Source organism: Cupriavidus sp. 01L45 (assembly GCF_056399885.1).
Genome location: NZ_JBFTSG010000056.1, coordinates 37,524 through 50,401 on the forward strand (window position 1 = coordinate 37,524; position 12,878 = coordinate 50,401).

The 12,878-nt window shown below is 66.3% G+C and carries 13 protein-coding genes and 2 tRNA genes; 5 read left to right on the forward strand and 10 right to left on the reverse strand.

Annotated features, from left to right (window positions below; genetic code table 11):
* Window positions 1-8: 8 nt before the first annotated feature.
* Window positions 9-1,349: an MFS transporter gene (locus AC1DT6_RS30965; protein WP_441631708.1), complete on the reverse strand. Its 1,341-nt coding sequence runs from the start codon at window positions 1,347-1,349 to the stop codon at window positions 9-11.
* 108 nt (window positions 1,350-1,457) lie between these two features.
* Between AC1DT6_RS30965 and AC1DT6_RS30970 the strand changes: the two genes are divergently transcribed.
* Together AC1DT6_RS30970 and AC1DT6_RS30975 are read left to right on the forward strand one after the other, a co-directional pair.
* The gene (locus AC1DT6_RS30970) at window positions 1,458-2,486 is read left to right on the forward strand and encodes an asparaginase (RefSeq protein ID WP_441631706.1); all 1,029 of its coding nucleotides are present in this window, start codon (window positions 1,458-1,460) and stop codon (window positions 2,484-2,486) included.
* Entirely contained in the window at window positions 2,483-3,190 is a 708-nt protein-coding gene (locus tag AC1DT6_RS30975) for a GntR family transcriptional regulator (RefSeq protein ID WP_441631704.1), read from the forward strand. The genes AC1DT6_RS30970 and AC1DT6_RS30975 overlap by 4 nt, the downstream gene beginning before the upstream one ends.
* A 140-nt stretch (window positions 3,191-3,330) precedes the next feature.
* Here AC1DT6_RS30975 and AC1DT6_RS30980 read toward each other — a convergent pair.
* Together AC1DT6_RS30980 and AC1DT6_RS30985 are read right to left on the reverse strand one after the other, a co-directional pair.
* A tRNA-Asp gene (locus AC1DT6_RS30980) sits at window positions 3,331-3,407 on the reverse strand.
* Between the two features lie 77 nt (window positions 3,408-3,484).
* Window positions 3,485-3,560, reverse strand: a tRNA-Glu gene (locus AC1DT6_RS30985).
* Between the two features lie 196 nt (window positions 3,561-3,756).
* On the opposite strand from AC1DT6_RS30985, the gene AC1DT6_RS30990 reads away from it, so the two are divergent.
* Window positions 3,757-4,707 carry a DMT family transporter gene (locus tag AC1DT6_RS30990; RefSeq protein WP_441631702.1) on the forward strand — a complete coding sequence of 317 codons (951 nt, stop codon included), beginning with the start codon at window positions 3,757-3,759 and terminating at the stop codon, window positions 4,705-4,707.
* 15 nt (window positions 4,708-4,722) lie between these two features.
* Here the strand turns inward: AC1DT6_RS30990 and AC1DT6_RS30995 are convergent, their stop codons facing one another.
* Window positions 4,723-5,145 carry a hypothetical protein gene (locus tag AC1DT6_RS30995; RefSeq protein ID WP_441631700.1) on the reverse strand — a complete coding sequence of 141 codons (423 nt, stop codon included), beginning with the start codon at window positions 5,143-5,145 and terminating at the stop codon, window positions 4,723-4,725.
* Between the two features lie 181 nt (window positions 5,146-5,326).
* Between AC1DT6_RS30995 and AC1DT6_RS31000 the strand changes: the two genes are divergently transcribed.
* On the forward strand, window positions 5,327-5,854 hold the full coding sequence (locus AC1DT6_RS31000) for a metal-dependent hydrolase (protein ID WP_441631698.1): 528 nt from the start codon (window positions 5,327-5,329) through the stop codon (window positions 5,852-5,854).
* 173 nt (window positions 5,855-6,027) lie between these two features.
* Here AC1DT6_RS31000 and AC1DT6_RS31005 read toward each other — a convergent pair whose 3' ends face one another.
* From AC1DT6_RS31005 to AC1DT6_RS31025, 5 genes are all read right to left on the reverse strand, one after another.
* On the reverse strand, window positions 6,028-6,861 hold the full coding sequence (locus AC1DT6_RS31005; RefSeq protein WP_441631696.1) for a hypothetical protein: 834 nt from the start codon (window positions 6,859-6,861) through the stop codon (window positions 6,028-6,030).
* Window positions 6,862-7,225: 364 nt separating this feature from the next.
* Window positions 7,226-8,647, reverse strand: coding sequence for an MFS transporter (locus AC1DT6_RS31010; protein WP_441631694.1), 1,422 nt, complete (start codon window positions 8,645-8,647; stop codon window positions 7,226-7,228).
* A gap of 71 nt (window positions 8,648-8,718) precedes the next feature.
* Complete coding sequence (gene pobA / locus AC1DT6_RS31015) at window positions 8,719-9,888, reverse strand: 4-hydroxybenzoate 3-monooxygenase (protein ID WP_441631692.1); 1,170 nt, start codon at window positions 9,886-9,888, stop codon at window positions 8,719-8,721.
* 313 nt (window positions 9,889-10,201) lie between these two features.
* Window positions 10,202-10,483: a hypothetical protein gene (locus AC1DT6_RS31020; RefSeq protein ID WP_441631690.1), complete on the reverse strand. Its 282-nt coding sequence runs from the start codon at window positions 10,481-10,483 to the stop codon at window positions 10,202-10,204.
* Between the two features lie 164 nt (window positions 10,484-10,647).
* A complete protein-coding gene (locus AC1DT6_RS31025; protein ID WP_441631688.1) occupies window positions 10,648-10,806 on the reverse strand; it encodes a hypothetical protein in 159 nt (52 codons plus the stop codon).
* Window positions 10,807-11,116: 310 nt separating this feature from the next.
* Between AC1DT6_RS31025 and AC1DT6_RS31030 the strand changes: the two genes are divergently transcribed.
* A complete protein-coding gene (locus AC1DT6_RS31030) occupies window positions 11,117-11,746 on the forward strand; it encodes a response regulator (protein ID WP_441631686.1) in 630 nt (209 codons plus the stop codon).
* A 37-nt stretch (window positions 11,747-11,783) separates the two neighbouring features.
* Here AC1DT6_RS31030 and AC1DT6_RS31035 read toward each other — a convergent pair whose 3' ends face one another.
* The gene (locus AC1DT6_RS31035) at window positions 11,784-12,842 is read right to left on the reverse strand and encodes a porin (RefSeq protein WP_477115187.1); all 1,059 of its coding nucleotides are present in this window, start codon (window positions 12,840-12,842) and stop codon (window positions 11,784-11,786) included.
* Window positions 12,843-12,878: the final 36 nt, after the last annotated feature.

Here is a 12,878-nt window from a genome sequence, read left to right on the forward strand (position 1 = left end):
GGCAGCGCTTATTCCGCCGCCGCCATGGCACCCGCATCGCTTTCGACGCGGGGACCGACCCCTGGGCGGACCTGGAGCATGGCGAACACGCCCAGCGCGGTCGCGACCGAAGTGGCGATGAACATCGACGAGTAGCCGTAGCGTGCCGACAGGATGCCGGCCAGCGTGGGCGCCAGCACCGCCGCGATGTTGGCGATGAAATGCATGATGCCGCTGAAGGTGCCGACGCGCGACGGCGCGGTATCGATCACCACGGCCCAGTAGACAGAGTTCGGCAGCGCGTTCAGTGCATTGCCCAGCGTCATCAGCGCAATGACGGTCCACACGCTATGCGCCTGCGACACCATCAGGAAGCACAGCGTCGTCAGCAACAGCGAGCCGGCGGCAAACCAGCTCCTGGCAATCACCAGTTTGCCCGTGCGCTTGAGCAGCCAGTCCGAGATGCGGCCGCCAAGCAGTACCGTAAAGCACGCGCCAACCCAGGGAATCATCCCGATGTACCAGAGCGAGGAGAGCGTGAAGTTGAACTCGTCGTGAAGGTATTTCGGTGTCCACGTCAGCAGCATGAAGTTGACGTAAATAAAGGAGAAGTAGCCGATGGCGTTGAATACCAGCGTCCGGCTTTTGAAGAACGCCCACCACGGCAATGCGGCACTGGCGTTCGCGGTCTCCTTGGGGGCGGCTCCGCGGCCCGCCTGGATCAGGGCGAGTTCCGCCGCATTCACCTTCGGATGATCCTCGGGCCGGTTGGTGTACACGCGCGAGAACAGGGCAATCAGGACCAGGCCCAGGACGCCAAGCACCACATACATGGCGCGCCAGCTATCGGTGAGCAGCAGCAGGCCGACCGCTACCGGGGCGGTGAGCAGCGCGCCCAGCGGCGTGCTCAACAGGCCGATGGACACCGCGAAGCCGCGCTCCGCCGGCGATGCCCATGCCGACATGGTCTTGTTGATGATGGAGTACGCGGGTCCCTCGGAGAAGCCAAAGAGGATGCGCACCATGGCGAACCCGCTCAGCGCCGAGCCGCCGAAAACCGCAAGGCCGATGTCGCCGGCCCAGACCATGCAGATGGCAAACAGCGACCACGCCACGCCCGCGATCACCCACACCCGCTTCGCGCCGAGACGGTCCGCCAGCGCGCCGCCGATCAGCGCGCCAAACATATAGCCATAGCCGAAGTAGCCCAGCACGGCGCCCCAGCCGGCGCGGTCGAAGCCGTACTCGCCGATGATCTGCCCGGCGGAATACGCAATGGCGCCGCGGTCGATGTAGTTGACCAGGGCAATCACGACGATCAGGAAGAAGATGGTGAAGCGGTACCTGCTTGGCGGCGGGTGTTGGTGCATCGGGCGTCTCCGTAACGGTTGAGCGGGGTGAGGGGATCTGCAATTGTTTTGCAAATTGTATAGTATATATAATGCACAATGCATACTTCAACGCTACGGGAAAACCATATGTCGCGCCCATCAGTTGCCATCGCCTCCCTTGGGGGCACCATCAGCATGACGCCGTCGGATGCCGCCGGCGGTGTGGTCCCCAGGCTGGATGCCGCCCAACTGGTTGCGGCCGTGCCGGGGCTGGGGGAACTGGCCGATCTCTCCGCCGAGCCGCTGTTCCAGTTGCCAAGCGCTTCGCTGGGCACCGAGCAGTTGCTGGCCTGCCTGGCGTGGGCCGAGGGCAAGATCGCCGGAGGGGCGCGAGGCGTGGTCCTGACCCAGGGCACGGACACGATCGAGGAGACCGCGTTTTTCCTGGATCTGTATTGGCGCCACCCCGAGCCCCTGGTCATAACCGGAGCGATGCGCACGCCGCTGTCCGCGGGGGCGGATGGCCCCGCCAACCTGCTGGCCGCCGTGCAGGTGGCCATGGACGACCAGAGCCGCGGGCGCGGCGTGCTGGTGGTCATGAACGACACCGTGCACAGGGCGCGGTGGGTCTGCAAGTCGGATTCCCTGTCGGTCCAGACCTTCGCGTCGCCCGATGGCGGGCCCGCGGGACGGGTGGTGGAGGGTCAGCCCGAGTATTTCCATCCGCCGGTTGGCAGGCCGCTGGTGAGTCCGGCTGTGCGGGCCTTTCCAAAGGTGGCGGTGGTGCCGGCGCTCCTGGGTGACGATGGCGACCTGGCCGCCGCCGCGCTCGATCTCGGCTACGAAGCGATCGTGGTCGCGGGGTTCGGGGCGGGGCACGTCTCGTCTGGCTTCGCCGGGCACATCGAGCGCCTGGCCAAAGTGGTGCCCGTGGTGATCGCCAGCCGCACGGGGGCCGGGGCCACGGCCTCCCGAACCTATGGCTTCGCCGGTTCCGAAGTCGACCTGGCACGGCGCGGCGCCATGCTTGCGAAGTGGCTCCATCCCTTGAAGGCGCGGCTGCTGCTGGGCGCGCTGCTGGCCGCCGGGACACCGCGCGGGCAGATCCCGGAGGCGCTCGCGAAGTGGGGTACACTGCCACGCCATTCGCTCACCAACCAGCAGCCAGCGCCTTGAAGACTTCGCCGATTCCCGCCTCCAAAGTGCAAGCCTCGCCTTCGCGCCGGCTTACCGCCTATCAGTATGCGGTGCAGACCTTGCGCGCCGACATCCTGCAAGGCCGCATGACGGCGGGCGAGCGCTTGCGCCAGGATGACCTGGCCAAGCGGCTGGAGATGAGCACGACGCCCGTGCGCGAAGCCTTGCGCACGCTGATCTCCGAGGGGCTGGTGTTCTTCGACGCGCATCGCGGCGCGGTGGTGCGCGGCCTGACGCTCGACGATGTGCGGGAAATCTACCGGCTCAGGAAGGTGCTCGAGCCCATGATGGTCGAAGAGGCAATGCGCGGCATCACCGCCGGGGATATTGCCCGGGCCGAGGGCTTGCATGAAGAGATGCTGCAGACACAAGACGTCACGCGGTGGACCGAGCTGAACCTGGAGTTTCACGCGGCGCTGTGGGCCTCCCAGGAACAAAGCAGGCTGGCCCACCTGGTCAAGACGCTGCGCGATTCGGCGGCGCCGTACATCTCGCTGTCGCTCTACATGAGCCCGGAGCACATCGCGCAGAGTAATGCCGAGCATGCGGAAATCCTGTCCCAGTACAGGCAACGCGATGCCGAAACCGCCAAGCGGCAGACCATCCATCACCTGGATGACACCCTGGAGATCATCGTGCGCGCGATCGATAGCTCAGGGGCCGCGGACGGCGGTGGCGCATAGCTGGCGCACGTTTGCCAGCAAGTTGGCAGGAGGCTGCCGAGATAACGGTGGGGATGATTGAAGGCAAAAAAATAGCCCACCTTGATGGCGGGCTATATTTTTCCTGGCAGCGCGATCTTCGCGCGGTATTCAGGCAATGCTGGCGGAGTGGACGGGACTCGAACCCGCGACCCCCGGCGTGACAGGCCGGTATTCTAACCAACTGAACTACCACTCCGCAGTGGCTGTGGAAATCGCTTAGAGCGATTTCCGACGCTCTTGTAAGAGACCGCCTATATGGCGTGCTCTCTGAACTGGCGTCCCCTAGGGGATTCGAACCCCTGTACTCACCGTGAAAGGGTGATGTCCTAGGCCTCTAGACGAAGGGGACTTAGACTTGCTCGCTACGTCATGTGAATTTCGTGTCGCGAGGGGCGCGATTGTAGCGCCCTTTGGCGAATATGGGAAGGGGGATAGGCCGCGCCGCGCCGGAACAGCCGTTTTTGCCAAGACTGGCGGCAAAGCCACTGCCAGGATGCAGGGCATGCGGGGCATGTCCCCGCGCCGAACCAGGATATGCCACTGCCATGCCGACCCGCTCCCAGCCTGCCAGCCCTTCCCCGGGCAGGCGCATGATCAGCCCGACTGCGATTGGCGCCTTCGCCCTGTTGCTGTGGGCAACGCTGCCGCTGCTGACCGCCCAGGCCCGCCGCCTGCCGCCATTCGAGTTGCTGGCACTGAGCTTCGGCGTGGCGTTCCTGATGGGCCTGCCATGGCTGGTGCTGCCAACGCGTGCCGCGCCAGCCGGCCGGCAACCGGACAGCCGGGGGCGGGCATGGCTGCTCGCCTTCGGCGCCATCTTTCTCTATCACGCGCTGTACTTTTACGCCTTCGCGGTGATCCCGCCAGCCGAGGCTGGCCTGCTCGCCTATCTCTGGCCGCTGCTGATGGTGCTGTTCTCCGCGCTGGCCCCCGGCGGCAGCCTGGGCAGGCGGCAGATCGCCGCAGCGGTGCTGGGCTTCCTGGGCACCTTGCTGATCGTCGGCGGCGCCCCCCAGGGGTCGCCTTCGTCGTCGCCGGCGGGCGGGCAGGCCGCCGTGGTGCTGGGCTACCTGGCGGCGCTGCCGTGCGCGTTGATCTGGTCGGGATACTCGGTGGCCAACCGGCGCCATGGCGAGGTGCCTAGCACCACGATGGTGAGCGTGTGCGGCGCGGTGGCCTTGTGCGGTGCCTTGTGCCACTTCGCGCTGGAAACCACGGTGATGCCGGATGCCGGCGAATGGCTGGCGGTGCTGCTGCTTGGCGCGGGGCCCACCGGCATCGCCTTCGTGGCATGGGACCACGGCACCAAACATGGCCGCCTGGCACTGCTGGGGGTACTTTCCTACGGCACGCCCCTGGTGGCTACGCTGCTGCTGGTGTGGTTCGGATTTGCCATGCTGACGTGGACCCTGGCGTGCGCGGCGGCGCTGATCGTCGGCGGCGCGGCGCTCGCCATGATGGTCCCGCGTCCGCCGGCGTTGCCCCGCTCCGCCTGAGCCCTACTGCGTGCCTCAGCGGCCGCGCCGCCGCTCGCGCATGGGGCCATCTGCGTCGATGCTGCCGCCCGCGCTTAGCGGCCCGTCGATGTTCACGGGCCCGTTGACCTGTACGTTGCCTTGCACCACCAGCGGCCCGTGCACGGTGAGCGGGCCATGAAAGACCTTTTGCCGGCCAGCCCCCGGCGGCGGCGCATAGGTTGGCGGCAGGGTGGCAAACCACGCCGCGCTCAGCGGGCCGTGCGCAAGGATGCTGCCGTCCACGGTAAGCGAGCCATGCACGGTGAGCGGTCCTTCCACCACCAGCGAACCGCCAATGGTGAGGGGGCCGGTTTCCGCCGGCTGGCCGTGGACTGCCGGCGCCAGCCACAGGGCCGCCGCCAGCAGCGGGATCGCCGGCAGGATGACGCGGGCTTGCCGGGCAATGTACCGTCTCATGATCGTTCCCAGGGGGCAGCGGCAGGGTAGCCGCAGGCTGCTTCCAACTTAGTGTGCGTCGCGGTTGCACGCAAGGCTGGCCCACGGCCTTGACGATGCGGCCCGTCAACGCTGTCCTTTTGCAGCCCGATCTGCCACCATTGCGGCCCTCGATTTCACGACGACCGCAGAGCGCACGACAATGGCTTCCAGCAAAGCACACCATGCCACCGGATGGGCGGCCGGCCTGATCGCCGCCGCGGTGGTGACCAGGGCAGGCGCCGGCGGCACCTTCCATTTCGCCGCCGGGCTTGCCTTCCTGGCGGGCGTGGCCGGCGGCGGTGCGCCCGACTGGCTGGAGGTGGCCTGGTGGTCAAAATCCCGCCGCTTGTGGATCACTCATCGCACCTGGACGCATTGGGGCATCGCCTGGCTGGCCCTGCTGGCGGTGGCGCATCGCTCGCTGGGCTTGCACTGGCTGGCTGCGCCGGCGTTTGGCTTTGCCTGCGGCGGCCTGATGCACTTGCTGGCCGACTGGCCGAATCCGCTTGGCGTGCCGTGGATTCTGGGACGGCACTCGCTGAACTGGTGGAAGAGTGGCCGCTGCGACCTGATGGTGGTGGCCGCCTCGTGGATCGGCGCGCTGGCGCTGTCGCGCCATGTGTGGTTCCACGGGACGCATGGCCTGGACCTGCTGCACTACCTGCGGGCCTGGCATCTGCGGGCTTGAGGGCGCGCGCAAAAAAAGAGGCGGCCACAAGGGGCCGCCGATCGGGAATGGTGAGGGAGGCAATTCCCTCACTGAAGGCTATCGGCGGCCAAAAGTGCCAGATGAACCCCACCGAGGTGGGGTGCTGTCTTCGGCATATCAATCCGCGGTGGGAGAGGAGTGGCGCCGCGGCGTCATGCCTCCAGGCAGGTATCCGCCATGCCCGGCAGGCCCGACTCCGAGTCTCGCCGGCCTTGCCTGCGCACTGCCGCCATCAGTTCGGCATGCGCGGCGTCGAGCCAGACGGTGCGGTGGCGCACGGGATCTCGCGGCGAAAGTTCGCCGGCGGCGACCTCCCGCAGAAAATACTTCACCATGCTGCCCGCGCGGGCGGGCACGGGCATCATGCCCAGCAACTGCCATCGCTGCAGCAGGCCGCGATCGGCCGCATGGCCCAGCGCGGCCCACGCCGTGCGCCCCAGCGCGACGAAGAGTGCCTCGTCATGGGTATGCGCAAGCGCGCCGAGGAAGATTGCCTCGAACACCGTGCGCAGCATCGGCACGGCCATCAGTTCCTCCAGGTCGCCATCGAAGGCGAGGCCGCGCCGGGTGGTGGCATACGGCAGCAATGCCAGCGGCTGCAACTGCTCGAAGCCTTTGTCCCAGAGCGCCGCCGCGCCGGGCAGGCCGATCAGCTGCGCGATGCGGAAATGATCCAGCATGCGAATCAGGTTGGGCCGCACCAGCCGCCCCCCCAGCTCCACCTGGCGCTTGTTCTCGCGCTGGATGGTGCGTCCGGGCGCATGCCGTTGCATCAGGCTCTCGGTCAGTTCGGCTGCCAGCGTGACGTGCGTGTGTCCCGGTGTGGTGCTCACCAACACCAGCCGCGCGTTCGCATGACTGTGTTCGAATGGCACGTAGGACATCGTGTAGATGCCGTCGCGATCAACCAGCACCGGTTTGTCGATGACAGCCGTCGCCGACCCGCGCCTGATCCGTGCGCAGTACTCTTCCAGGTAATTCGCCAAGGTGTCCCCGCCTTACCACGATTTCTCTCTGGTACATCGGCCCTGTAACCGGGCTTAGCTTTCCTTGCATGTTAGGCCGCGGCAGTGCCGCAGGCAAAGCGGGCGGTGCTGTTTCCTGCCTGCGGCCACACATGCTGTGTGGGACAGCGAACCAATCGCGCCGCTGTGCTCATCCTGATGATGGATGGACGCGATGCGGTGATGTGGGGAATCGGTGGATTGCAGGCATGGACGACCGGGCGGTGCACCGGGCCATGCCGCCTCGGCCTTCAGATATCCATCAGGTCGCGTCCGGCGAAAATGCGGCCCCGATCAGTGCTTGCGCACGCCGCGTGCCCGCATCTCGCCGGCGATGCGCGTGTCGTCAATGCGCGGCGTCGTGCTGGCCAAAGGCCTGGCGCGCCGCTGTCCCCGGCCGCGCCGAGGCGATCAGCAACGCGGCGGTAGCAACGAAGGCCGGCAGCGAGAGCAGACCGAAGATCTTCCCAAAGCTCCATCCCAGGCCCAGGATCTGCGCGCCCAGCAGCGCGCCGACGATGCCGCCAAAGCGGCCGATGCCGAGCATCCAGGCCACGCCGGTGGCCCGGCATTGCGTGGGATAGAAGCCGGCGGCCAGCGTGGGCATGGAAGATTGCGCGCCGTTCATGCAGGTACCCGCGGCGAACACCAGCACGCCCAGCAGGAAGAGATCGCCGGCACCGTGGCCTACCGCATAGACCAGCGCGCCCGTCAGCGCATAGGTGCCGGCGACAATGCGCCAGGGATGGCCGCGGTCCATCAGCCAGCCTACCGTCAGGGTACCGATGCCACCGCCCAGCGGGAACAGCGCGGTGATGAGCGCGGCCTTCTCGATCGGGTAGCCGGCGTCGGCGAACAGCGTCGGCAGCCAGCTCGTCAACAGGTAGAAGATCAGCAAGCCCATGAAGTACGTGGTCCATAGCAGCACGGTGCCGGAGAGAAACCGTGGCATCAGGATGGCGCGCAGCGATGACGTTGCCGAGGGCGCGGCATCCGCGGGTGCGGCCTCCTGGACATGGAAGCGTTCGTCGCCGCGCAGCGCACCGGGGCGGATTCTCGACAGCGCGGCGGCGATGCGCGCGGCCGGCGCCTTGCGCGCCACCATGAACCGCACCGATTCCGGCAGGCAGAAGACCAGCAGCACGGCCAGCGCCAGCGGCGCGATACCGCCAACCAGCAGCACGGAATGCCAGCCGTAGTGGGGAATCAGCCAGGCCGCGGCAAAGCCCCCGGCCGATGAGCCCAGCGTGAAGCCGCAGAACATGGCGTTGACCGCCAGTGAGCGGCGTCGCGTGGGCGCGTACTCCGACATCAGCGTGACCGCGTTGGGCATGGCCGCACCGAGGCCGAGGCCGGTCAGGAAGCGTAGCGCCGTGAGCGCTTCGAGCGAAGTCGAGAAGGCCGAGACCACGCTCCAGCCGCCGAAGCACAGCACCGAGCCCACCAGCACGCTCTTGCGGCCAAGGCGGTCGGCCAGCGGCCCGGCCACCAGGGCGCCCGCGGCCAGGCCGAAGAGGGCGGCGCTCATCACCGGCCCGAGATGGGCGCGGCTGACGCCCCATTCCTTGGCCAGCACCGGCGCGATGAAGCCGATCGCCGCGGTATCGAAGCCGTCGGCGGCGACAATCAGGAAGCACAGGATCAGGATGATCCACTGGAAGCGCGAGAACGGCTGGTTGTCGATGAACTGCTGGACGTCGATGCTGGCGCCCGGCAGGCGCGCAGGGTCGTGGGTGGCGGCCGGCTGGCCGCTGTTCGGGGGCGTCATGATGCGGGTCTCCTGCTAGGCCGCTCGTTGGCGGCGGACTCTCGGTATTGCTGAAGGCCTGGCGCGAGGCTTCAGTAAGGCAGGCCGACGTAGTTCTCGGCCAGTGACATCTGCGCGGCGTGCGAGCCGGTCAGGTAGTCCAGTTCGGCTTGCTGGATGCGCAGCGCGAAGTCGTCGGCATCGGGGAAGCGGTGCAGCAGCGATGTCATCCACCATGAGAAGCGCTCCGCCTTCCATACCCGGCGCAGGCATTTCTGCGAGTAAGCGTCAAGCTCGCTGGCATCGTCGTGCAGGTAGCGTGCGATCAGGCCGTCGGCCAGGTAAAGCACATCGCTGGCGGCCAGGTTCAGGCCCTTGGCGCCGGTGGGCGGCACGATATGCGCGGCGTCGCCAGCCAGGAACAGGTTGCCGAAGCGCATCGGTTCGCACACGAAACTGCGCAGCGGCGCGATGCTCTTCTCGATGCTCGCGCCGGTCGCCAGCGTTTCGGCGGCGGGCGCGTCCAGCCGGCTGCGCAGTTCGTCCCAGAAACGTTGGTCGGACCAGTCCTCGACCCGTTCGTCAGCGGCCACCTGGACGTAATAGCGGCTGCGCGTGAGCGAGCGCATGCTGCATAGCGCGAAGCCGCGCTCGTGGCTGGCATAGATCAGTTCATCCGCTACCGGCGGCGTATCGGTGAGCACGCCGAGCCAGCCGAAGGGATAGACCCGCTCGAAGATGCGCTTGGACGGCGCCGGCACGCTGCGCCGCGTGACGCCATGAAAGCCGTCGCAGCCGGCAATGAAATCGCAGCGCAGTTCCTGCGGTTGGCCGTCCTTGCGATAGCGCACGATGGGCGTGGCCGTATCGAAATCGTGCACGCTCACGTCTTCGGCGTCATAGATGGTGACGGCGTTGCCGGCTTCGCGCGCGGCCATCAGGTCGCGGGTGACCTCGGTCTGTCCGTAGACGGTCACGGAACGGCCGATCAGTGCCTGGAAGTCGATGCGGTGGCGCGCGCCGCCGTAAGACAGTTCGATGCCGTGGTGAACCAGGCCGTCGTGATGCAGGCGCTGCGCCACGCCGGCGCGTTCGAGCGCATCGGCGGTCACGCTTTCAAGGATGCCGGCGCGGATACGGCCGAGGATGTAGTCGGGGCTGCGCTGTTCGATGATGACCGCATCGATGCCGGCCTTGGCGAGCAATTGCCCCAGCAGCAGGCCCGAGGGGCCGGCGCCGATGATGGCGACTTGTGTACGCATCGCGTGTCTCCTGGTGCGGTAAGCAGATTGTTGTTGAACGCAACAATAACGGCGCCGGGCACGGGAGGGAATAGACGGAACGAACCATCAACAGGACAAAACGAACATCCAGGTTTGTCGCCACGCCAGGTGGAATATCCTGCGGAAACGAGGGATAACCCTAGGTTGTTTGCCTGAAATAAGCCGGGATTGTGAGATCGGTTCCTGCGCGGGGGAGTACCGGCAGGCACGTCGCCAGGGCGAGATAGCCTTCACATTCCATACATGCGAGCGTCGATGGTGGCGCTTGCGGCACGCTTCAGGCCGGGGGCCGTCAGCGAACCAGTCGCTGCTCTTTGCGGCAAGCCTTGCAGACGTGTTCAAGGCCATCCTGGCGCCGCGCATCGCGCGCGAAGAACTCGCCGTCGGCGGGCCAGTGCTCGCCACAATGCCGGCACAGTTTCAGCGGACCGATATCGGACATCAGGAGATCGGCGGTTGCCCGCTTGGCGCCGGCGTGGCAAGCAGGTTTGGTGCGTGGCGCGGGCGTGTCTTGCGTGACACCGGCGGTGATGGCGCGGTGGATCTGTCGCGGCAGGGCGGCGCGATCGTACATGGTCTCTCCTTGCCTTGGGAATGGGGCGGTTTGGATTGGGGGCGCAGCGGGATTCCGTGGCGCGGCTGAAATACGCCGTTACCAAATGGCGCGTTGATGATGGCCCTTGGGACCGGAGGGAGGATGGGCCGGTGGCGCGAGGTATGTTTCCGGGCGTCGGAAACTCACTGCCCGGCCAGGCCGGACCACGCCATCAGCAACCATCCGATGCCGGTGCAGGCGCCAAGCCAGCCAAGCACCACCAGCGCGATGGTCGACCACTTCACCGGGACTGCCGCGCGGCCGCCACGTTCGATATGCGTGGCGTGATGCTGGTGGCGCATGGCAGCGTGGCGGGCAGTGGCAGTAACTTCGGACGGGAGCGGCTCATGCTTACTTTCCTTGGCTAGGCAAGACACGGCTTGCACAAGGGGGCAGCTTAGCGCCCCAGTGACGCGGGTGTGTGTCCGGGTTGTAAGGAAATGTGCACGGGACAAAAGTGCACCAGCCTCGCCATGGCTCATCCCGGTTACCTTGAGAGTTCGCTTGGTTTCGTCGATGCATTGAGATAATTCACGCCTCATAGCAGAAAATTCCTAGAGCCTGTTCGGGAGAGTTTCAGCCAAAATCGCACGCTAGCTAACAGGGGCTGATATGGACCAAGTCGAAGTGGAAGAACCGTTATCCGTGGTGGCTGTGGACGACCATCCGTTTATCCTCGAGTCGATCCGCGCCAACTTGCACAGGCACGGCCGATACGCGCTGGTGGCCGTCGCGGCGGACGGGGTGGAGGGGCTGAACGTGCTACGGCAATTGCGTCCAGCGCTGGCAGTGGTCGATATCAACCTGCCAGGCCTGGACGGGCTGGAAGTGGTGCGCCGCGTTCGCGCGATGGAGCCGCCGACCCGGATCGTGGTGCTGTCGGGCGGCGATCCCGAACGCGATGCGCAACTGGCGCGCTGGGCTGGCGCGAGTGCCTATGTGAGCAAGTCGCATCCCTTTCACTTGCTGGCGGCGGCACTCGATATGGTGCAGCAGGGGTATGCCGTCTTTCCCGAATCCATCTGCAACGCGGGCCTCGATGGCGAAGCCGCGGCCAATGCCACGCGGCTCACACCGCGCGAGTCGCGCGTGCACCAGTTGCTGTCTGATGGGTACGACAACCTGGAAATAGCGACGCGGCTGGGGATTTCGCCAAAGACCGTGGCCACCTTCAAGCACCGGGTTGCCAGGAAGCTGGGACGGCCCGGCGACGCCACGCCGCGCTTGCCGCAAGCCAGTTGATCCGGGCGATTGGCGGAAGCGTTGATGTGCGAGGGCATCACGAAACAGGAGCGCGCATGCCGCCGGTCAGGGGGCCACTCTTACCGTTCAGGCCCAGTCCGGAACCGTCACGGTTGCGGGCGTAGGCCAGGTTCAGGTAGACGTCGGTGCGCTTGGACAGCGAATAGTCGCTCGACACCACGAACAGCCACGGATCTGCCGAGACGCGGCGGGCGTCTTCATAGTAGGCGGCGCCGGTGAGCTTCAGGGCCGGCGTCACGTTGTAAGCCATGCCGGCCCACATCAGGTTGGAGCTGACCTTGGCCGTGGAGGTGGTGATTTGGCCCTCGCTGTTTCCCACCACCCAGTTGCCGCCGCGCGCATAGCGATAGCCCAGGAAGGCCTTGGCCGGGCCGAAGGCATATCCACCGGCGATCGAGGCGCTGCGCGCGTTGATTTCATCGCTATTGGACAGCGTGGTATTGCGCTGCTCGTACATGACACCCACATCGAACGGGCCGCTGGCGTAGGCCAGGCTGGCGCCGTACTCGCGGTTCTTGCCGCCCTGGCCGGCGGTTTCCTTGCCATCGTAGGCAAAGCTGTACATGGCGGCGGCGGTGACGCCGTTGAAATTGCCCACGTACTTCACCGAGTTGTTGGCGCGGCTCATGAAGCCGGCGTCGAGCGAGGTAACCGAGTAGCGCGCCGAGATGGACATCGGGTCATAGCGCAGGCCGAAGTCATACATCGGCGTAGTCTGGCGGCCCAGGGTCAGCGTGCCGAACTGGCCTTGCAGGCCAACCGTTGCAGCCCGGTTGAACAAACCATCCGTGCTGCCGGCGCCRTCGTCGACGGAGAAGCCGCTTTCCAGCTGGAACAGCGCCTTCAACCCGCCGCCCAGGTCTTCCACGCCGCGCAGGCCCCAGCGCGAGCCGGACATATTGCCCGACTGCATGGCCACGCGGCTATTGCTGTTATTTGCCTTGGTGGCGCCATTGGCATTGGAAAGGTACTCGATGCCGACGTCTACCACGCCATACAGCGTCACGCTCGATTGCGCCTGGGCGCTGGCGGCGAAGAGGGTGGCTGCGGCGACTGCGAACAGCTTGATTTTCATGGGTTTTCCTTGATGAGTTAATCGGGGAACGTCCAC